The organism is Acinetobacter sp. X9 (assembly GCF_054889255.1).
This window is the reverse complement of sequence record NZ_CM142679.1, coordinates 625,432-645,651: the sequence shown is the minus strand read 5'-3', so window position 1 is coordinate 645,651 and position 20,220 is coordinate 625,432. Positions and strand designations below refer to the sequence as shown.

General features: G+C 39.3%; 17 protein-coding genes. 8 read left to right on the top strand and 9 right to left on the bottom strand.

Annotated elements, in window-relative coordinates; all coding sequences use genetic code 11:
- Window positions 1–107: 107 nt before the first annotated feature.
- The gene (gene mscL / locus ACYU0V_RS03205; protein WP_002116334.1) at window positions 108–539 is read right to left on the bottom strand and encodes a large conductance mechanosensitive channel protein MscL; all 432 of its coding nucleotides are present in this window, start codon (window positions 537–539) and stop codon (window positions 108–110) included.
- A 255-nt stretch (window positions 540–794) separates the two neighbouring features.
- A complete protein-coding gene (gene typA, locus ACYU0V_RS03200; RefSeq protein ID WP_002116501.1) occupies window positions 795–2,630 on the bottom strand; it encodes a translational GTPase TypA in 1,836 nt (611 codons plus the stop codon).
- Between the two features lie 178 nt (window positions 2,631–2,808).
- Here typA and ACYU0V_RS03195 point away from each other — a divergent pair, with 178 nt between their 5' ends.
- From ACYU0V_RS03195 to ACYU0V_RS03175, 5 genes are all read left to right on the top strand, one after another.
- On the top strand, window positions 2,809–4,167 hold the full coding sequence (locus ACYU0V_RS03195; protein WP_002116159.1) for a uracil-xanthine permease family protein: 1,359 nt from the start codon (window positions 2,809–2,811) through the stop codon (window positions 4,165–4,167).
- Between the two features lie 63 nt (window positions 4,168–4,230).
- Entirely contained in the window at window positions 4,231–5,244 is a 1,014-nt protein-coding gene (locus ACYU0V_RS03190) for a methyltransferase (RefSeq protein ID WP_461849006.1), read from the top strand.
- Window positions 5,245–5,265: 21 nt separating this feature from the next.
- Window positions 5,266–6,726, top strand: coding sequence for an amino acid permease (locus ACYU0V_RS03185; RefSeq protein WP_086265197.1), 1,461 nt, complete (start codon window positions 5,266–5,268; stop codon window positions 6,724–6,726).
- A 265-nt stretch (window positions 6,727–6,991) separates the two neighbouring features.
- On the top strand, window positions 6,992–8,197 hold the full coding sequence (locus ACYU0V_RS03180; protein WP_461849003.1) for an RtcB family protein: 1,206 nt from the start codon (window positions 6,992–6,994) through the stop codon (window positions 8,195–8,197).
- 18 nt (window positions 8,198–8,215) lie between these two features.
- Complete coding sequence (locus ACYU0V_RS03175) at window positions 8,216–8,359, top strand: hypothetical protein (protein ID WP_171254252.1); 144 nt, start codon at window positions 8,216–8,218, stop codon at window positions 8,357–8,359.
- A gap of 121 nt (window positions 8,360–8,480) precedes the next feature.
- Here the strand turns inward: ACYU0V_RS03175 and omp38 are convergent, their stop codons facing one another.
- On the bottom strand, window positions 8,481–9,551 hold the full coding sequence (omp38, locus tag ACYU0V_RS03170) for an outer membrane protein Omp38 (RefSeq protein ID WP_031949255.1): 1,071 nt from the start codon (window positions 9,549–9,551) through the stop codon (window positions 8,481–8,483).
- A 379-nt stretch (window positions 9,552–9,930) separates the two neighbouring features.
- Between omp38 and ACYU0V_RS03165 the strand changes: the two genes are divergently transcribed.
- From ACYU0V_RS03165 to ACYU0V_RS03155, 3 genes are all read left to right on the top strand, one after another.
- Complete coding sequence (locus ACYU0V_RS03165) at window positions 9,931–10,446, top strand: GspH/FimT family pseudopilin (RefSeq protein ID WP_461849001.1); 516 nt, start codon at window positions 9,931–9,933, stop codon at window positions 10,444–10,446.
- Between the two features lie 108 nt (window positions 10,447–10,554).
- Window positions 10,555–11,730 (top strand): thiolase family protein, encoded by a 1,176-nt coding sequence (locus ACYU0V_RS03160; protein WP_461849000.1) that lies wholly within the window; start codon window positions 10,555–10,557, stop codon window positions 11,728–11,730.
- Between the two features lie 129 nt (window positions 11,731–11,859).
- The gene (locus tag ACYU0V_RS03155; protein ID WP_069124043.1) at window positions 11,860–12,303 is read left to right on the top strand and encodes a VOC family protein; all 444 of its coding nucleotides are present in this window, start codon (window positions 11,860–11,862) and stop codon (window positions 12,301–12,303) included.
- Between the two features lie 51 nt (window positions 12,304–12,354).
- Here the strand turns inward: ACYU0V_RS03155 and ACYU0V_RS03150 are convergent, their stop codons facing one another.
- The 6 genes from ACYU0V_RS03150 to ACYU0V_RS03125 all read right to left on the bottom strand — a co-directional run bounded on the left by ACYU0V_RS03150 (window position 12,355) and on the right by ACYU0V_RS03125 (window position 20,165).
- Window positions 12,355–12,708, bottom strand: a complete 354-nt coding sequence (locus ACYU0V_RS03150) for a DMT family transporter (protein WP_002116446.1) — start codon at window positions 12,706–12,708, stop codon at window positions 12,355–12,357.
- An 82-nt stretch (window positions 12,709–12,790) separates the two neighbouring features.
- Window positions 12,791–13,276, bottom strand: coding sequence for a DUF934 domain-containing protein (locus tag ACYU0V_RS03145; RefSeq protein ID WP_461848998.1), 486 nt, complete (start codon window positions 13,274–13,276; stop codon window positions 12,791–12,793).
- Window positions 13,269–14,912, bottom strand: coding sequence for a nitrite/sulfite reductase (locus tag ACYU0V_RS03140; protein WP_005064287.1), 1,644 nt, complete (start codon window positions 14,910–14,912; stop codon window positions 13,269–13,271). The genes ACYU0V_RS03145 and ACYU0V_RS03140 overlap by 8 nt, the downstream gene beginning before the upstream one ends.
- A gap of 166 nt (window positions 14,913–15,078) precedes the next feature.
- Complete coding sequence (locus ACYU0V_RS03135; protein WP_017385605.1) at window positions 15,079–17,484, bottom strand: glucose/quinate/shikimate family membrane-bound PQQ-dependent dehydrogenase; 2,406 nt, start codon at window positions 17,482–17,484, stop codon at window positions 15,079–15,081.
- A gap of 174 nt (window positions 17,485–17,658) precedes the next feature.
- Entirely contained in the window at window positions 17,659–18,891 is a 1,233-nt protein-coding gene (locus ACYU0V_RS03130; protein WP_080612991.1) for a carbohydrate porin, read from the bottom strand.
- Between the two features lie 155 nt (window positions 18,892–19,046).
- Window positions 19,047–20,165 (bottom strand): CaiB/BaiF CoA transferase family protein, encoded by a 1,119-nt coding sequence (locus ACYU0V_RS03125; protein WP_461848996.1) that lies wholly within the window; start codon window positions 20,163–20,165, stop codon window positions 19,047–19,049.
- Between the last annotated feature and the right edge of the window lie 55 nt (window positions 20,166–20,220).

The window sequence follows — 20,220 nt, the reverse complement described above, 5'->3', positions numbered from 1 at the left end:
AGTTGAAATTCTCTCTACTGGCAATGTTACCAATAGTTTTAGTACAACATAAAATACTAAGTAATAAAAAACGGTACTCAAGGCACCGTTTTTTATTTCAAATCTTATTAAGCTTGCTTTTTTAACTCATCACGAATTTCACGCAACAATTGAATGTCTTCTGGAGTTGCAGCTGGAGCCTCTGGCTCTTCTTTATTACGGCGAAGTTTATTTAATAATTTCACCATTAAGAACACAACCCACGCCAGAATAATAAAGTTAATTAAAATGGTGAGGAAATTACCATAAGTTAAAACATTAATACCTGCTTTTTGCAAAGCATCCAAAGATTGCAAGTTATTAGGGTTTGCACCTAATACAATGAATTTTTGTGAAAAATCAACACCACCGCCAGTAATTACAGTGATAAGTGGCATGATAATATCTTTTACTAAAGAGTCCACGATTTTGCCAAAAGCACCACCAATAATCACACCAATGGCTAAATCCATCATATTGCCTTTAACGGCAAATTCTTTAAATTCTTGAATAATACTCATCTAAACATCTCCAGATGTCGGGGGCAGAAACACGTCATATTTTTCTTTTTCATTGGCATCTTATCGAATTAGATAGTTCTCGCCATGATATTGATAATTTAATATTTTTATCAAAAAAAGAAAGCTATTTCACACTTTAACAACATATTCGTTTACAAGAAAAATATGATTTTAAGCTTACTTTAATTTCAAATATAACGATTAAAAAAACCGCTAAATTAATTTAGCGGTTTCTTCTTTTTCAATTAAGAAAAATTATTTATCACGGTTACGTTTACGTTCATTTTCAGTTAAATAACGCTTACGGATACGGATTGATTTAGGTGTTACTTCAACTAATTCGTCGTCTTCAATGAATTCAAGCGCTTGTTCAAGCGTATATTCAATTGCAGGTACTAAAGTTAAAGCATCATCTGTACCAGATGCACGAACGTTAGTTAATTGTTTCGCTTTAGTCGGGTTTACAACCATATCGTCTGAACGAGAGTTAATACCCACGATCATACCTTCGTAAACTTCTAACTGTGGTTTAGCGAATAAACGACCACGGTCTTGTAAACTGAACAATGCATAGCCCAAGCAAGTACCTTGAACCATAGAGATCAATACACCGTTTTGACGTTTCGCAACAGTACCTTGTTTAACAGGACCATAATGTGAGAAGCTTGAAGTCATGATCCCTGTACCAGAAGTCATGGTCAAGAATTCAGAACGGAAACCAATCAAACCACGTGAAGGTACAGTTGCTTCAATACGGATACGGCCTTTACCGTCAACTTCCATATTGGTCATCTCGCCTTTACGGTGACCCATTTGTTCCATTACAGCACCTTGATGCTGTTCTTCAACGTCAAAAGTTACGTTTTCGTAAGGCTCTTGTCTTTCACCATCAATTTCTTTGATGATTACTTGTGGACGAGATACGCCCATTTCGAAACCTTCACGACGCATGTTTTCAATTAAAACTGAAAGATGAAGTTCACCACGACCAGATACTTTGAAACGGTCTGGACTGTCAGTGTCTTCAACACGTAAAGCTACGTTATGAATTAATTCGCGATCAAGACGTTCACGGATATTACGTGAAGTTACGAACTTACCTTCTTTACCAGCAAACGGAGAGTTGTTTACTTGGAAAGTCATAGATACTGTAGGTTCATCTACAGATAAAGCTGGTAATGCTTCAACATTTTTCGGATCACAAATCGTGTCAGAAATGTTAAGTGCGTCGATACCAGTAATACATACGATATCACCAGCAGATGCTGATTCAACATCAATACGCTCTAAACCATGGTAACCCATGATTTTTAAGATACGACCGTTACGTGTATTGCCTTCTTTGTCAATTACAGTAACAGGAGTATTTAATTTTACGGAACCACGTTGAATACGACCAACACCGATAACACCTACGAAGCTGTTATAGTCAAGTGATGAAATCTGCATTTGGAATGGACCATCAACATCAACTGCTGGTGGTTCAACGATGTCTACAATCGTTTCGAACAACGGAGTCATGTCTTCTGCAAGTTCTTCTGGAGCAGGACCCGCTACACCACGTAAACCTGATGCATAAACGATTGGGAAATCTAATTGCTCATCAGTTGCGCCAAGGTTATCAAATAAATCAAATACTTGATCAATAACCCAATCTGGACGCGCACTTGGTTTGTCAACTTTGTTGATAATAACAATTGGTTTTAAACCACGAGCAAAGGCTTTTTGTGTCACAAAGCGAGTTTGTGGCATTGGGCCTTCTTGAGAGTCAACTAAAAGTAATACGCAGTCAACCATCGACATAACACGTTCTACTTCACCACCGAAGTCGGCGTGTCCCGGGGTATCCACGATGTTGATACGGTAAGTTGTATCAGTACGTTTATCTAACCAAGTAATAGAAGTGTTCTTTGCAAGAATGGTAATACCACGTTCACTTTCAAGCGCATTTGAGTCCATGACACGCTCAATCTCGCCTGCTCGTTCACCGAGAGCACCAGATTGCTGAAGTAGTTTATCGACAAGTGTGGTTTTCCCGTGGTCGACGTGCGCAATAATTGCGATATTACGGAGATTTTTGATATCTGACATGAAAATTCGAAACGCCTGAAATTTGAGGGCAAATTATACAGAAAAACACTACTCTTGAGTAGTGACAGTTTATTGACATTGACAAAAAAAATTTCCAATAGCCTGTATTTCGTTTTGTAAAGATAGGTATCTCGATTAGAATAGCGCCAATTTGCAAAATTGCGGCGGACCTACACCCATGTCCAATCAACACTCTCAAGACCATCTTGACCTTGTTTATGGCTTAGATGATCGACCAAAACCACTGATCGCTTTTTTAGCAGCTTTCCAGCATTTGCTTGCGATTATTGTACCAATTGTTACACCTGGGCTTTTAATTTGTTTAGCTTTAGGTGTATCACGCACTGAAACCAACATGATTTTATCGATGTCTTTGGTGATTTCAGGTATTGCTACGTTCCTACAATGTAAAAAAGTTGGTCCATTTGGTGCTGGCCTTCTGATTGTACAAGGCACAAGCTTTAACTTTATTGGTCCAATTATTGGTATTGGTAGTGCAATGGTTGCCGCAGGAACGCCTGTAAACCAAGTTATGGCTGCAATTTTTGGTGTAGTAATTGCTGGCTCCTTTATTGAAATGGGTGTTTCGCAAATTCTTCCATGGGTAAAAAGACTAATTACTCCTTTGGTGACTGGAATTGTTGTTTTATTAATTGGCTTAACGCTTATTAAGGAAGGCTTGATTAGTATGGGTGGTGGCTACCAAGCCATGCAAGACCATACTTTTGCAAGTGCAGACAACCTTATTATGTCATGTACCGTACTTGCTATTATTATTGTGCTAAACCGTATCCGAGTGGTGTGGATTAAAAGCTCAGCAATTTTAATTGCTTTAGTGATTGGTTACATTCTTGCAGGATTTATGGGTTACCTAGATTTCTCAGGTATTAAAGATGCGCCTCTTGTACAGATTCCAACGCCGATGCATTTTGGTTTAAGCTTTTCTTGGGGCTTATTCATTCCAATGGCTTTTATTTATTTAGTCACATCTTTAGAAGCGATTGGTGATGTTACTGCGACCAGTAAACTTTCAAACCAACCCGTTAATGGCCCTGAATGGATGAAGCGTATTAAAGGTGGCGTTTTAGTGAATGGCGCAAACTCTTTACTCGCAGGCTTATTTAACACTTTCCCTAGTTCTGTTTTTGCTCAAAATAATGGTGTAATTCAACTCACTGGTGTAGCTAGTCGTTATGTGGGTATCTGGATTGCTGCTTTACTTATTTTATTAGGTTTATTTCCAGCAGTAGCCGGTGTAATACAAGCAGTTCCTCAAGCGGTTTTAGGTGGTGCAGTGATGGTCATGTTCGGTGCCGTGGCGGCATCAGGGATTAACATCCTCTCATCGATTCATTTAGATCGCCGAGCACTTTTAATTATCGCAATTTCACTTGCATTAGGTTTAGGTGTTGCTCAAGTTCCTCAAATTTTGGAACACCTACCAGAATTATTTAAAAATATTTTTAGCTCTGGCGTAGCGACAGGTGGTATAGCAGCATTAATTTTAAATGTTGTACTTCCTGAAACACACAAATAACTATTTTTTAATTTTGATTACTGCCCAGTTTCCACTGGGCATTCTTCTTCATGAGAGATGTACATGGATCTTAGAAGTGAAGTGGTATTAAGACAACAAGACTATTTAAAAGGTAGAATCTTGTTAATTAATGCACCGAATGATGCCTTAGTCAGTCAATTACCAGCGGATATTGATGCGTCAGTCTGGACATGGAACTATGCCGACTACCAGAGCTTTATAAATAGTGGAACAAATGCGCATTTCTCAGTTGAGTTTCCATTACAAGAATTCGATCAAGCGATCATTTTTGTTCCGAAATCTAAAGAACTGTTAAATTACATACTGCATGTCGTAATGAGCAATCTTAAAACTGCTCAGTCTGTTTTTTTAGTAGGTGAGAAAAAAGGTGGTGTTGAACGCGCTGCCAAACAATTACAAAGCTTCGGCAAAATACTTAAACTTGATAGTGCACGTCACTGTCAGCTATGGCACTTAAAAATTGAAAAAACAGAACAAATTAAACCTCTCGAAAGTTGGCTTAAAACTTACACTGTTCATGTTAATGAACAAGAGCTTACGATTTGTGCCCTTCCCGGTGTATTTAGCCAAAATCATCTAGATGTCGGAACAGCTGTTTTACTCCCTTATCTTAATCAGGTGAAATCAGGTAGAATTGCCGACTTCGGGTGTGGTGCTGGAATTATCAGTTGCTATTTGGCAAAAATAAATTCAAGTAATATTATTCATGCCCTAGATATTGATGCTTTCGCTTTACGGTCAACGGAAATGACTTTTAGTCGAAATGGAATAGGGTCAGACCAGTTGAGATTGCAGCCTGTCACAGGTATTGCAGACGCTCCAACAGAACTCGATGCCATTGTCAGTAATCCCCCTTTCCATCAAGGTATTCATACCAACTATGATGCAAGTGAAGGACTCTGCCAAAACGCTAAAAAACATTTAAAGGCATCAGGTGAGCTATGGATTGTAGCAAACCGTTTTTTAAACTATCCGATCTTAATTGAGAAGCACTTTGGTCAGTGCCAGATTAAAACTGATCTTCAAGGCTTTAAGGTGTTATATGCCTGTGCATAACAAACTATGTAAGGAATCTCCATGAGCGAAACACATGCTCCTGAAAAACTCCAGCGTAAGCTTGGGGCTCGTCATCTGAATATGATCGCCATTGGTGGTTCCATTGGTACAGGCCTCTTCCTTGCTTCTGGATCAACCATTGCAAATGCTGGTCCCGGTGGAGCGCTACTCGCCTACTCTCTGATTGGTATTATGATTTACTTCTTAATGACCAGCTTAGGCGAGCTTGCAACTCATACACCAACATCTGGCGCCTTTTTTACTTATGGCAGTCGTTATGTCGAAGAAGGCTTTGGTTTCGCTCTAGGCTGGAACTATTGGTATAACTGGGCAATTACAGTTGCATTCGAACTTGTTGCAGTCCAGTTTATTATGAAGTTCTGGTTCCCTGATATTCCGGGGTTCTATTGGAGTGCCCTATTCCTTGCCGTTATTTTTATGATTAACGCAATGACAGTAAAGGGATTTGGCGAAAGCGAATTCTGGTTCTCAATGGTAAAAGTGATTGCGATTGTTGCATTCATTATTATTGGCTTAGCCATGATCATCAAGATTATGCTAACTCCTGGTGTTGCAACATTCGGGAACTGGACTTACAAAGAGGCACCTTTTGTAGGTGGTTTACAAGCCATGATTGGTGTAGCAATGATTGCCGGATTCTCTTTCCAAGGAACTGAAATGGTTGGGGTTGCTGCTGGCGAATCAAAAGATCCAAAGAAGACAATTCCACTTGCAATCAAACAGATTTTCTGGCGAATCTTATTATTCTATATCCTATGTATTTTCATTATCGGCACTCTGATTGCCTATGATGATCCAAATTTATTGCAAGCAGCTGCCACTGAAGATATCGCACTTTCTCCGTTTACATTGCTTTATGAAAGAGTAGGCTTTGCTTTCGCTGCAGGGTTAATGAATGCTGTCATTCTTACCGCTATTTTATCAGCAGGTAATTCAGGCATGTATTCTTCAACTCGCATGTTGTTTAAAATGGCTCAAGAAGGCCGTGCACCAAAGTGGTTTGCAAAACTCGATGGTCGTGGCGTTCCGATGAATGCACTCTATGCCACCACATTTATTGCCGCTTTTTGCTTCTTGACGACTTTTATTGGAGAAAAGCAAGTATTTAACTGGCTACTCAATATGTCTGGTATGTGTGGTTTCATTGTTTGGTTAGGAATTGCGATTTCACACTATCGTTTCCGTAAAGGATACATTGCTCAAGGCTATAAATTAGAAGATTTAGCATATCGTGCCAAATTTTTCCCATTTGCACCCTGGTTTGCATTTATTCTCTGCTCAATCATTATCTTAGGGCAAAACTACCAAGCCATTTTAGGTGGAAAAATTGATTGGTTAGGCTTACTTTCAACCTATATTAGCTTGCCACTGTTCTTGATCATTTGGTTAGGTTATAAGTGGAAAAATAAAACCAAATTGATCTCTTACGATCAAATGAACGTCAAACCTGAGCAAGATTAAAACTGGTCATTAAAGTAAATCAAAGATCAAAAGCTTGATCTTTGATTTAAAAAGCGTAAAATGCCGTTCAGATTTTCAACGGCGCTTTTAAATAAGGAGGACATCATGCCATTAGTACAAGGTAAAAAAGATTAAATAATTTGGCACGATGTCAGCTCACGGACAAGTGTACAAATTCACACCACTTGTCCGAATGCTTAAACTTAGAACCTAGCATTCGCTAGGTTTTTTTATGCCTTTCGGACGGAAAAATAAGAGAAAAATTATGGGCATACAAAAAATATTAAACAAGGAGGCACTCTATGGTGTCCCTGTTAAAATTTTCACTCAAGATATAGATAGTGAAAGTATAGAACAACTCAAAAAAATAGCTCAGCTGCAATTCATCTATTCTCACATTGCAGTTATGCCTGATGTGCATGTGGGTAAAGGCGCTACTGTAGGTAGTGTTATTCCAACCAAACACGCCATTATTCCTGCTGCTGTAGGAGTTGATATTGGTTGTGGTATGAATGCAATTCGCTTGAGTTTAAAGGCTTCACAATTACCCGATAACTTAAGTCGTTTACGCGATGCAATCGAACGCAAAGTCCCAGTTGGCTTTGCTTTACATAAACAGGTTAAGGCAAAGGCATCCAGCATTATTCCACTTGAAAAACGCTTAGAGCCAATTATCAAAAAGCATCCTGGCCTTGTTCGTATGCTTCGACAATTTGATGCAACATGGCAAAAGCAACTTGGGACTTTAGGTGGTGGTAACCACTTTATAGAGTTATGTATTGATGAGAATCAAGATGTCTGGGTGATGCTACATTCTGGCAGCAGAGGGCTTGGCAATGTTATTGGCACTTATTTTATTGAGTTAGCCAAAAAAGAAGCTCAACATCGCTTTGGCCATGTTCCAGATAAAGACTTAAGTTATTTTGCTGAAGGCTCAAAAAGTTTTGATGATTATGTAGAAGCTGTGGAATGGGCACAAGAATATGCTTTTGAAAATCGAAAAGAAATGATGCGATTAGTCTTAGAAGCAATTCGACCTCTTCTACCTTCTTTTCAAATGACAAAAGAAGCGATTAATTGTCATCATAATTATGTAAGCCGTGAAACACATTTTGGCGAAAATCTATTGATTACCCGAAAAGGTGCAATTAGAGCAGGCTTAGATGAGTTAGGTATTATTCCAGGTTCAATGGGCGCACAATCTTATATCGTTAAAGGCAAAGCAAATCCTGAATCATTTTGTTCTTGTTCTCATGGGGCTGGGCGTAAGATGAGCAGAAGTAAAGCAAAAGTTCTTTTTAATCAGCAAGATCTTATTGAACAAACCCAAGGTATTGAATGCCGTAAAGACAGTGGCGTTGTCGATGAAATTCCAAGCGCCTATAAAGACATTGATGAAGTCATGGCGAATCAGTCAGATCTGATTGAAGTCGTTCATACTCTAAAACAAGTTTTATGTATTAAAGGTTAAAGTATGAAAATTAAAGAAATGCCAAAGATCAAAGTCCGTAATCAAGTAGCACTATCCCCTTTACTTCACAAAGGTGGTATGCACGAAACGGAAAAACCTCGTGCTCAACATCGCAGAGATAGACAAGACACTAAACAGCAATTGAAGAAAGGTAATTGGTAACTAATTTAAACCAAGATCGAAAGTCATTATTAAGGAGACACAGAAATGACTAAATATTTTAAAAATCGCCATAAAAAAAGCGACTCTAACGAGTCGCTTTTTTACTGTTCAAGAACTCAAATTATTGAGCTGCTGCAGGAGCTGCCGCTTCTTGACCAGGTTGAACAACTACAGTACGGCTACCAGTGATTGTCGCGAATACACGACGGTTCATAGCACGACCTTCTTTAGTTTTGTTGTCAGCAATCGGTTGATCCCAAGCGAAACCTTGAGTAGACAAACGAGATGCATCAACGTTGTATTCGTTTACAAGAGCTGATTTAACAGAGTTAGCACGAGCTAAAGATAAACGTTCGTTCAACTTACGTGGACCAGTGTTATCTGTGTGACCTTCGATACGTGCAGTAGCGTTAGGGTATTCAGTTAACTTCTCAGCAACTTTAGCGATTTCTGGCTTGTATTGGTCTTTGATGTTTGATTTGTTAGTATCAAAGAACACACGAAGTTCCATGTTAAGGTCTTCAGTTAACTCTTGTGGTTGTGGAGCAACTGGAGTTGGTTCAACTGGAGCAACTTCTACTACAGGAGCAGCAGGCTTCAAGTGACCACCAAGAACTACGTTCAAACCAGCAAGAGCTGTATAGTTCCAGAACTCTTCATCAGCGTTATAAGTAGCACGAGCTTCTGTACGAAGAGATAAAGCATCGTTTAAGCGCCAGAAAGCACCAACACCCGCATTACCTAAAGTACCTTCTTCTGAGTTACCACGTGTACCACGGTTTACGCCATCAAAGTCATACTTGTAGTGACCAGCACCTAACAATACGTATGGCTTGATTTTGCTGTCGTAGTTTTTAGTGATTAAATCAGAAGTAACATAGAAGTTACCGTTGATTTGTTTTTGTTTATATTCAGCACCAGCAGCAGCGCCGTCTACGTCGCCTTTAACTTGGTTATATTCAGCTTCGAAACCTAACCATGGTGTTAACTCGATACCAAGAGCTGCACCAACGAATAAATCGTCTTGTAACTCAGGTCCGTTAGTTAAGTTACCATCTTTACCGCCATTGTTGTGTTGGCTGTCTTGGAAAGTGTAACCAAGCAATAATGGAGTAACTGTTACGCCAGCATTAGCAGCAGCTAATGGAGCAGCAACAAGCATAGTAGCAAGTGCAATACGACTCAATTTCATGGATATCCTCCAGAGATAACAATTGTTGTTCAAGCTCAGCCTAAATTTATTGGCCCCTGAGATATTTTCACCCCAGTATTATTTTTAAGCTATTCACATTTGAATCATACAAACACTTGATAGACTTTCCAAGTGCTTGATAATTTTAATCAAGTAAATTATTGACAAAATTACTTACAATTTCCGTTGTAATTCGGTAATTTTTCACTCAACTAGCAAATATGAACAACTTCTTTCTTTCGCTTACGGTGATTTTACCAGTATTCTAGCATCCTGATAACCTTTATTTAATTTTGTGTTTCCTCACTATAAAAATCATTATAAATCATTGATAGAAAGCATAAAATCAAAATATTTCTTTATATATTAAGGAATTTTAATGTTTAAAACTCCCGGTTTCACGTTGTTGGAACTCACTATAACGCTCACAATTCTTATGATCATGGCCACTATAGCGCTTCCTTTATATCATCAATTTATGGCTTCTGTAGAATTAAAAAATTCGTCTCGACTACTCACAATTCATATACAAAAAGCCAAATACGACGCAATTCTACGACATAAGAGTGTCGTACTTTGCCCAAGTGTTGATTTGTCTACATGTAATAGTAACTGGGATACAAGTTTTATAAGCTTTGTAGACACAAATCAGAATCTACAAAGAGAAAACAATGAAGAAGTATTAACCAATGTTGAACTTGCTCATCGCTACGGTTCTTTAAAATTTCATAAGTTTGGAAAAAAACTAAATAGTATTGTATTTCAGGGCGACACAGGACTGCCACGCGAATCCAACGGCACTTTTACTTACTGTTCTTATAACCAGCTTAAAAACTTTAAATTAATTCTCAGCAAAATGGGACACACCCGTTTAGAAGACCTTAAAAATTGTTAGAACTCTACAGTCTAATGCAGAAGATATCTCTCTTTGATTTTTGCAATATACTGCCTAGGTTTTAAACATTTCTTATTTTGAGATTAAGAACAATCGGAGATTACAACAATGACTGACATCGTAATTGTAAATGGTGCTCGTACTGCCATGGGTGGTTTTCAAGGATCACTATCAGGACTTACAGCGCCTGAATTAGGTGCTGTAACGATTAAAGAAGCAATCGCACGAGCAGGTTTACAGCCTACTGATGTCGAAGAAGTCATTATGGGTTGTGTACTGCCTGCTGGGCTAAAGCAAGGTCCAGCACGTCAAGCGATGCGTAAAGCTGGCTTACCAGACTCTACAGGTGCAGTAACAATTAACAAGCTTTGTGGTTCTGGCATGAAAGCTGTTATGCAAGCCGCTGATATGATTAAAGCAGGTAGTGCTGAAGTTGTTGTTGCTGGTGGTATGGAGTCTATGACAAAAGCACCTTATGTTTTACCAAAAGCACGAGCTGGCTACCGCATGGGCCATGGTGAAATTAAAGATCATATGTTCTTTGATGGGCTTGAAGATGCTGAAACTGGGCGTTTAATGGGTTCATTTGCTCAAGATATGGCAAATACTCGTGGCTATACACGTGAGCAAATGGATGACTTTGCGATTCGCTCATTGAAACGTGCTCAAACAGCAATTACTGAAGGTTATTTTAAAGACGAAATCGTTCCAGTTACTGTACCTAGTCGTAAAGGTGATGTCGTTGTTGATCAGGATGAACAACCTTTAAATGCCAAGATTGACAAGATTCCTTCACTCAAACCAGCTTTTGCAAAAGACGGTACGATTACCGCCGCAAATGCAAGTTCTATTTCGGATGGTGCGTCTGCATTAGTATTAACTTCAAGTGAAGTTGCAGCACAGCGTGGTTTGCAACCGCTTGCAAAAATTATCGCGACAGCGTCAAACTCTCAGCATCCTTCAGAATTTACGATCGCTCCAGTTGGTGCTATTGAAAAAGTTCTAAAAAAAGCGGGATGGAATGCTCAAGACGTCGATCTTTGGGAAATTAACGAAGCTTTTGCTATGGTTACTATGTGTCCAATTGATGATTTCAAACTTGATGCAGAGAAAGTAAATATCAATGGCGGTGCTTGTGCACTAGGTCACCCTGTAGGTTCTACGGGTTCTCGTATTATTCTTACCCTTATTCATGCACTCAAACGTACTGGCGGTAAAAAAGGTATTGCTGCACTCTGTATTGGTGGTGGTGAAGCAACAGCGGTTGCAATTGAACTCATTTAATCCAAATTCATTATTTTAAAATCCCACTTCGGTGGGATTTTTTATGAAAAAACTACAAAAAATGACCCACAAAATCACTTTTAAGTTTTAACTTATTCCTTTAAACGAAAACAACAATGGACAATAACAATGCAACTCAATCACTATCTCAATTTCCAAGGTCAAGCAGAACAAGCCTTTAACTTTTATAAATCAGTATTTGGTGGTGAATTCGATATGTTAAGCCGTTATGGTGATATGCCAGCGCCTGAAGGTGTGACCTTATCGGAAGCCGACAAAAATCTGGTTCTACATGTTTCTTTACCGATTAATGAGTACACTGTGCTTATGGCCTCAGATACAAATGATCAGTTTTGTGCCCCTAACAGCGTTTTTACCCAAGGAAATAATCACTATATCTCGATCAACCTTGAAAAAGATGAGCAAGAAAAAGCAAAACAACTTTTTGATGCTTTATCTGTTAATGGTCAAATTGAAATGCCTTTAGAAAAAACGTTCTGGGGCGCATTGTACGGCGCTTTTACCGATCAGTTCGGTATAAAGTGGATGGTTAACTGCCAGCTCGATACCTAATATTTTCAATATTTAGCCCTTATAGAGATACTTAATATTTCTATAAGGGCTTTAAACATCGATATTGGAATATTGTGCAATAATCATTAAACCTACAGTAATAAAACCAATTCCCACCCATCCTGCCACATCAATATTCTGACCAAGAAAAATCTTTGCCAAAAAAGCTGTTGCTAATACACCTATCCCAGACCAAAGCACATATAAGATTCCGGCTTGCATATATTTCAAAGCAATAGCAGCGCATGCAAAAGAAATAATATACAAAACCAGAGCAATACCCTGAGCTGTTTTATTGACTAAGCCATTCCCCTTAGCAGAATAAAATGTTGAGAGTACATCTGTCGCAATAGCAAAAAGTAGCCACCAAGCACCAGGATTTATTTTTGAAATTAAACCTAACATTGTTGTTCTTCAGTTGAGTCATTTAAAAATTATTCATAAAAAAAAGCTGAACCTGAGTTCAGCCTTTATATTTAAAAACTATTTAAGCGCCAGTTTGATAACTTGCTTGCGGTACGGCTGTTGAGGCTTGGTATGGGTTGGTAAAGTCTTGCAAACCAGCTGCCGCTTCTTGCACATCTTTACCTTCTTTAATCACAAAACTATCAAAACCTGAACGTTTTAAATAGTTTAAGACATCCTTAAACACATCACCAGTTGCACTCAACTCACCTTGGAAACCTTGACGACGTAGTAGTGCAGCGAATGAATAACCACGACCATCACCAAAACCCGCAAACTCAATGAAGATTGCATCAAGTTCATTTAATGGAAATGTGTGCTCTTCAGGTGAATCATTTACAGTCACATACAAAGCTTTTTTGCCTTGAACGTTAGCTAATTGATCGAGTTGAGCTGTTGTTACAACAACATCACCTTGGGGAATAACACCATCTTCAGCAATGATTTGATAAGTATTATCTGTAATCGTGCCATCTTTATAAAGCACTGGTAGAGCTGTATTAAGCATATGCACGCTCCTTAAATGGTTGAATTCCTACACGGCGATATGTATCAACAAAACGCTCACCTTCAGTACGTAGATCAAGATAAGTATTCAATACTTCTTCAATGACATCTGGCACTGCATCTGCTGCAAATGATGGGCCTAAGATGTCACCGATTGATGCATCATGGTCTGAATTACCACCTAATGTAATTTGATAGAACTCAGCGCCTTTCTTATCTACACCTAAAATACCGATGTTACCTACGTGGTGGTGACCACAAGCATTCATACAACCAGAAATATTTAGATCTAAATGACCAAGATCATAAACTTTGTCTAAGTCATCAAAACGACGTGTAATCGCTTCAGCAATTGGAATTGATTTCGCATTTGCAAGTGAACAGAAATCACCGCCTGGGCAACTAATGATATCGGTAATAAAGCCGATATGTGCACGCGCCATATTTTGTTGTTCAAGCGCTTGCCATACATCAAACAAATCTTTTTGAGGTACATCTGCCAAAGCAATGTTTTGTTCGTGAGTCGTGCGAAGTTCACCGAAAGTGTATTTATCAGCAAGGTCTGCAATAAAATTCATTTCTTCAGTAGTCATATCACCTGGTGCAATACCTGCGCGTTTTAGAGAAATCGTAACAATACGATAGCCCTTCACTTTATGCGCATGCGTGTTGATATTGAACCACTGTTTGAATTTTGGATGCTCAGCAAACAATGCTGTGAAGTCTTCATCTGCCAAATCTTGGTAAGCAAATGGAGTGAACTCTTCATCCAGTTTTTTCAAGATTTCTGGCTGAATCTTTAATGCTTCACGTGTATGTTCAAATTCAGCTTCAACTTTTTGTGCAAACACTTCAGGAGTTAATGCCTTAACTAGAATTTTGATACGCGCTTTATATTTGTTATCACGACGACCATGCAAGTTATAAACACGTAAAACCGCTTCTAAATAAGCAATTAAATCTTCACGTGGTAAAAACTCACGAATCACACTACCGATGATTGGGGTACGGCCTAAACCACCACCAGCCATAATTTTATAGCCGATCTCGCCTGCTTCATTACGCACGATATAAACACCAATATCGTGGAATGCAGTTGCCGCACGATCTTTTTCTTCAAGTGCAGAAACAGCAATTTTGAATTTACGTGGCAAAAATGCAAATTCTGGGTGGAATGTACTCCACTGACGAATCAACTCACATGTTGGACGTGGATCTGCAATTTCACCAGCAACCACACCTGCATATTGGTCAGTTGTCGTATTACGAATACAGTTACCACTGGTTTGAATGGCATGCATTTGTACAGTTGCAAGTTCAGCCAAAATGTCTGGCACATCTTCAAGTGCAGGCCAGTTTAACTGAATGTTTTGACGTGTAGATACATGTGCATAACCACGGTCATAAGCAGTTGAAACTTCAGCAACTTTACGTAATTGTTTAGAATTCATTAAGCCATACGGCACAGCAATACGCAGCATAGGCGCATAACGTTGCACATATAAACCATTTTGCAAACGTAATGGACGATATTCATCTTCAGAAAGTTTGCCAGCTAAATAGCGTTCTGTTTGATCACGGAACTGAGCAACTCGTTCATTAACCAGCTGCTGGTCGAAATCGGTATATAAATACATGGCGTATGGCTAGTAGATTCATTATTAAGGCGGATAGCATAGCGAGCTTTTATTCATCAATAAAATGCTTTTTTTGCATATTTAATAACGGTTTTATTGATAAGCTTTAATATAAATCGACATAAAAAAAGCCCGGATAAATCCAGGCCCTTTCTATAAAAGCTTTTTATTTGTTATCTGGTAAGGCATAAGCCACTAAATAGTCGCCCATTTTCGTACCAAATGAACCATGACCACCAGCCATGATTACAACATATTGCTTACCATTGATTTCATAAGTCATTGGTGTTGCTTGTCCACCTGCTGGTAAACGCGCTTCCCAAAGTTTCTTACCGTTAGTAACGTTAAACGCACGTAAGTAGTTATCTTGAGTTGCACCAACAAACATGACATTACCGGCAGTAGAAATTGAACCACCTAAACCAGGCACACCAATTTTCACAGCTGGTAACTGGAACAAGTTCGGCAAGCTGTCACGAATTGTACCAATACGTTTTTTCCATACCACTTCATGAGTTTTCAAATCAACGCCAGCTACATAGCCCCAAGCCGGTTGTTTACAAGGTAAACCAAGCGGAGATAAGAATGCGCTAATTTCAACACCATACGGTACGCCGTACATTGGTTGTACGCCCTGCTCAGTTCCTGCACCTTTTGCAGTTTGTGCACGGTTTGGATCAGCAGGAATTAAACGACTGACGAATGGCAGACCAATCGGGTTCATTACAGCAACCTGACGATCAGGGTTAACTGACATACCGCCCCATTCAAATACACCCAAGTTACCAGGGAAAACTAAAGTACCGTTTTCAGATGGTGGAGTATAAATACCATCGTAATTTAGACGTTTGAAAGATACACGACACATGAGCTGATCAAGCATAGTGGCACCCCACATGTCTTTATCAGTCAATTTATCTTGTGGCGCCAAGTTCAAGTCAGAGAATGGCTGAGTTTTTGAATAGAACTCACCTTTAGTTTGTGGTCCACGTTTAACTGTTTGTGGAACTGGTTTCTCAGTTACAGGGACAATCGGTTGACCATTACGGCGATCAAGCACAAAGGCATTACCTGTTTTCGTCAATACATAGATTGCAGGAACAGTTTGGCCAGCTTTGTTTTTGATATCAGCTAAAGATGGTTGAGATGGTACGTCCATATCCCATAAATCGTGATGGGTTGTCTGGAAGTTCCACACTAATTTACCAGTAGAAGCATTAATCGCTAACATTGAGTTTGCATAACGCTCTTTCAGCTCGGTACGGTCACCACCCCAGATATCTGGTGTACCTACACCTGTTGGTACATAAACGATATCAAGTTTGGCATCGTATGCTAAAGGTGCCCACGCATTTGGTGAGTTGTGAACAAAAGTAGTACCTTCGCCCGGCATTGCATTTGGATCTGCTGCGCCAGTATCAAATACCCAAAGAAGTTTACCAGTGTTAACGTCGTATCCACGAATGACACCAGATGGCTCTTTATTGGAGTAGTTATCTGTTACAGAACCAGCAATCACAACAGTTGAACCAGTCACGATACCAGGAGATGTTGGGTTGTAACCGCCTGGATAAGCATATGGCATAAACTCTTGTAAGTTCACTTGACCATTTTGACCAAAGTCAGTACACGCTTTACCAGTGTCAGCATTTACAGCCACTAAACGGCCATCGTTGACTGGTACAAATACCTTACGTGGACATTGTGTAGAGCTAGATTTCTTGCTTTGAAGACTCGTTGCAAACTCAGTTGTATTGTTTGCATCGTAGTACATCACACCACGACAAGTTAAATGCTGGAACGATTTATCCGTTTTAAGTTTCGGATCAAAACGCCATTTTTCTTTACCTGTAGCAGGATCAATCGCAATTAACTGCTGGTGAGCTGTACAGATAAACATGTTATTACCGATTTTAATCGGTGTAACCTGATTAGTCGTTTCGCCAGAGTCGTTATCTGTCTTAAGATCGCCAGTACGTAAAGTCCAAGCAACTTTCAAGTCTTTTACGTTTTGATCATTGATCTGTTTCAATGGAGAGTAACGCACGCCTGCTTGAGTACGACCATAAGCTGGCCAATCGCTTTCAGCAACACCAGGCACGGCTTGAGCTGTTTCTGGTTGAGGTGTTTTGATTTCACCATTAATTTCTTGCGGATCATTGAAGATAGAATAAACCATCAACACGATTGCAATTGCTAAAGTTGAAGATAAGGCAATCTTACTTGATCCAAGGTTGTTGATTCCACGAGTTACAGCCGGAACCAATAACCATAAACCAAGAATACCTAAAATATCTAAACGTGGTGCAAGCGCCCAAAAGTCTGTTCCAACTTCCCAGACACTCCAGATAATAGTTCCTAGCATTAATGCAGCATAAACCCACAAAGCAGTAGAAGCACGCTTGTAGAGTTGCCATGCAACAATGAGGAGTAATACTCCAGCTATAATGTAGTAAATTGAACCGCCTAGTGTAGCGAGCCAAATACCTCCAATTAACAGGAATAACGCCAGTAACCCAATAATAATTACGGTAAAAGTCGTTAAACCTGATCTTGAAGTAGGTTGATTCATAAACCACCTCTTATCAATCATCATTTTTATAGGAAAGATGTGCCAAGAACCTTATAGAAAAATGGCATCACCAATACATCTAAAACAAATTCAGGCATCAAGAAAAAACGGAAGGTCAGGATAATTCAATCAATGATTTAGCCCTCGACAATCCGTTTTTCGGAGTAATTACGCTTAGAATGCAGTTGAGAATTTAATACCGCCAACCCAAGTGTTATCACCATTTTTTAATGCACCAACATGACGAACATATTGCACATTTGGACGAATAGTTAACCAGTTAGTGGCATGAATACCGTAGTAAAGCTCGGTATTGTATTCAGTGTCATATTCTTTAGTTTGAACATCGTTCCAATCATCATTGATATGGATACGAGCAACACCGAGTGCCAATTCATCTTGAGGACGTTGATTGAGCAAACCTTTATAGACCAAGCCTACATTTTGCATGTTATCAATTTTGTTGGTATCAGAGTCGTGGAAAGTCAGGTTCACAAAACCTGTTAAACCGCGATCTGTTTGATCAGCAGGCTGGAATAATTTTTGTTTTGCAGTTACCCAAACACCTTGTTTATGAGAGTTTTTAGTTTCATCTGCAATTTCTTTGGCATCAGCAGTGCTGTAGTAATAACCTAAACGGTATTCACCCGCCATACTTTGAGCACCTAATTTAGGTGACCAAACCACTTCGGCAGGAATAATTGCACCGTGAGAACCATCAGTACTTAAGTTAAAACCTTTGCCTCGCTCCAGATTTTCTGGGTTATATTCATATACACCAACTTGAGTATATAAGTCAGGTTGCAAGTTATATTTAACACGCATTGCCCATTGGCTAACCGGCCAGTTATACCACTGATCACCCACCCAGTTACCGACTTGCGAACCACAAAGCGCTAAATTCTGGAAATCACAGTCAAAACTGTTAAAGTCTTCACCTTCACCAAAACGACCGACTTTAACGTCTAATTTTTGATCCATGAATTTTTTCTTAATCCATAAATCTGTTAAACGCCAAGTTTGCTCACGCCCCCACACTTCTTGTACCGAGCTTAAGTGCCCTGCTAAAGCTGGTGAATGTTCAGAAAGCGACTGTCCATCACGATATGTTAATGTGATTTGAGCTTCAGTATCTTGCCAACCTAAAATTTTATTTAGGTCAAAATGAGTTCCTAATGCCAGTTGCCCCGTATAAGCACTACCATGAGTAGATGTATTTTTTGAATCTAAAATACCGGCATATTCGCCGGTATATCCAAAAGAAAAATCATAACCTTGTGCTTGTAACGCAGTGCGTTGACCGTTCCAATCACCCAACATCCAAGGACTATTTGGGTCGAATGCAGCAGCAGCTTGTGCATGCTGTATAAAAAGAGTAATTGATAAAACGGATAAACAGGAAGCCATCAAGGATTTATGTGTTTTCATGTTTACATACCTTTTATGTCTTTGTTTATTAAGGGTACGCTAATTTTATGTAAAGAAATTATTCAAAATGTTAATCAATTGATTAATCTAATAATAATCTTAATACACATTGTATGAAAAATGGCCTCAACTGTTTACCACTGCCCTTCACCAAGTTTTTGACCAATAAAGGAATATCTCATTTCCGATCTTGAAAACTTAATTGGGCAAGCCAATTGTGGTTCTGTAACCGTCGCATTATTTTGCAAAGGTACATCCACAATCCATCCACGTTCTTGTGCTAAAGGCGAGTTTAAGGACTCTGTTAGGCTTAAAACAGGTTCTACACACACATCAAGATTTGCAAAAATTTCATGCCATTCTTTAAATGATTTCGTTTTGATTTTCTCTTGAATGGCTTGTTTAACTTCCTGTCGGTCTTCTACATCTAAGGAAGCGCCTTTTTGTAATAATAAAGGCAAATCAAGCGCCACTGATAAACCAGACATAAATTGTGGCTCAAGACTACCTATTGAAAGATAACGACCATCTTGAGTCATATAATAGTCATAGAAAATGCCGCCATTGAGCATGCCATGCTCAGGTGCCTGCTCAACTTGTGCGGCAAGTGTGGCGGATGCCGCCATACTATTTAGGCTAGCAACACAATCGGTCATAGAAATATCAATATATTGTCCCATTCCACTACGTCCGCGTTCGACGACCGCAGCTAAAATCGCAATGACAGCATGAAGTGAACCACCTGCAATGTCTGCAACCTGAATACCGAGCGGTGGCGGACCACTGTCTTGTCGGCCGCTATATCCAGCAATACCAGCTAAAGCTAAATAGTTAATGTCATGCCCAGCCCTGTCTTTATAGCTTCCTGTTTGTCCATATCCTGTAATTGAACAATAAATGAGACGCGGGTTAATTTCGGCAAGCGTCGCGTAGTCTAATCCTAGACGGTGCATGACATCAGGTCGGAACTGCTCTATGACAATATCAAACTCAGAAATTTTGGCTTTAATCAGATCAATACTCGCCTTATCCTTTAAATCCAGAACAATCGACTGTTTATTTCGGTTTAGATAACTATGTGCTGTTGCTTGACCATTTGCGTATGGCGGCATGATTCGGATTAAATCAGGACGTGATGGAGATTCAATATGGATGACTTCTGCCCCCATATCGGCTAAATACATTGTGGCAAAAGGTCCTGGTAAGAGCGTCGAGAAATCGAGAACTTTAAGTCCATTTAATGCTGTCGTCATCGTATTTTTAACCAATATTATTCGAATTTTCTTTTATATTAGTTAAGCAAATATT

Coding starts and splice junctions, on each gene's coding strand:
- ACYU0V_RS03175 (WP_171254252.1), top strand. CDS start 8,216: ATGCCAAAGATCAAAGTCCGTAATCAAGTAGCACTATCCCCTTTACTT.
- ACYU0V_RS03150 (WP_002116446.1), bottom strand. CDS start 12,708: ATGTTAGGTTTAATTTCAAAAATAAATCCTGGTGCTTGGTGGCTACTT.
- ACYU0V_RS03180 (WP_461849003.1), top strand. CDS start 6,992: ATGGGCATACAAAAAATATTAAACAAGGAGGCACTCTATGGTGTCCCT.
- typA (WP_002116501.1), bottom strand. CDS start 2,630: ATGTCAGATATCAAAAATCTCCGTAATATCGCAATTATTGCGCACGTC.
- ACYU0V_RS03135 (WP_017385605.1), bottom strand. CDS start 17,484: ATGAATCAACCTACTTCAAGATCAGGTTTAACGACTTTTACCGTAATT.
- ACYU0V_RS03195 (WP_002116159.1), top strand. CDS start 2,809: ATGTCCAATCAACACTCTCAAGACCATCTTGACCTTGTTTATGGCTTA.
- ACYU0V_RS03155 (WP_069124043.1), top strand. CDS start 11,860: ATGCAACTCAATCACTATCTCAATTTCCAAGGTCAAGCAGAACAAGCC.
- ACYU0V_RS03130 (WP_080612991.1), bottom strand. CDS start 18,891: ATGGCTTCCTGTTTATCCGTTTTATCAATTACTCTTTTTATACAGCAT.
- ACYU0V_RS03165 (WP_461849001.1), top strand. CDS start 9,931: ATGTTTAAAACTCCCGGTTTCACGTTGTTGGAACTCACTATAACGCTC.
- omp38 (WP_031949255.1), bottom strand. CDS start 9,551: ATGAAATTGAGTCGTATTGCACTTGCTACTATGCTTGTTGCTGCTCCA.
- ACYU0V_RS03185 (WP_086265197.1), top strand. CDS start 5,266: ATGAGCGAAACACATGCTCCTGAAAAACTCCAGCGTAAGCTTGGGGCT.
- mscL (WP_002116334.1), bottom strand. CDS start 539: ATGAGTATTATTCAAGAATTTAAAGAATTTGCCGTTAAAGGCAATATG.
- ACYU0V_RS03190 (WP_461849006.1), top strand. CDS start 4,231: ATGGATCTTAGAAGTGAAGTGGTATTAAGACAACAAGACTATTTAAAA.
- ACYU0V_RS03145 (WP_461848998.1), bottom strand. CDS start 13,276: ATGCTTAATACAGCTCTACCAGTGCTTTATAAAGATGGCACGATTACA.
- ACYU0V_RS03125 (WP_461848996.1), bottom strand. CDS start 20,165: ATGACGACAGCATTAAATGGACTTAAAGTTCTCGATTTCTCGACGCTC.
- ACYU0V_RS03140 (WP_005064287.1), bottom strand. CDS start 14,912: ATGTATTTATATACCGATTTCGACCAGCAGCTGGTTAATGAACGAGTT.
- ACYU0V_RS03160 (WP_461849000.1), top strand. CDS start 10,555: ATGACTGACATCGTAATTGTAAATGGTGCTCGTACTGCCATGGGTGGT.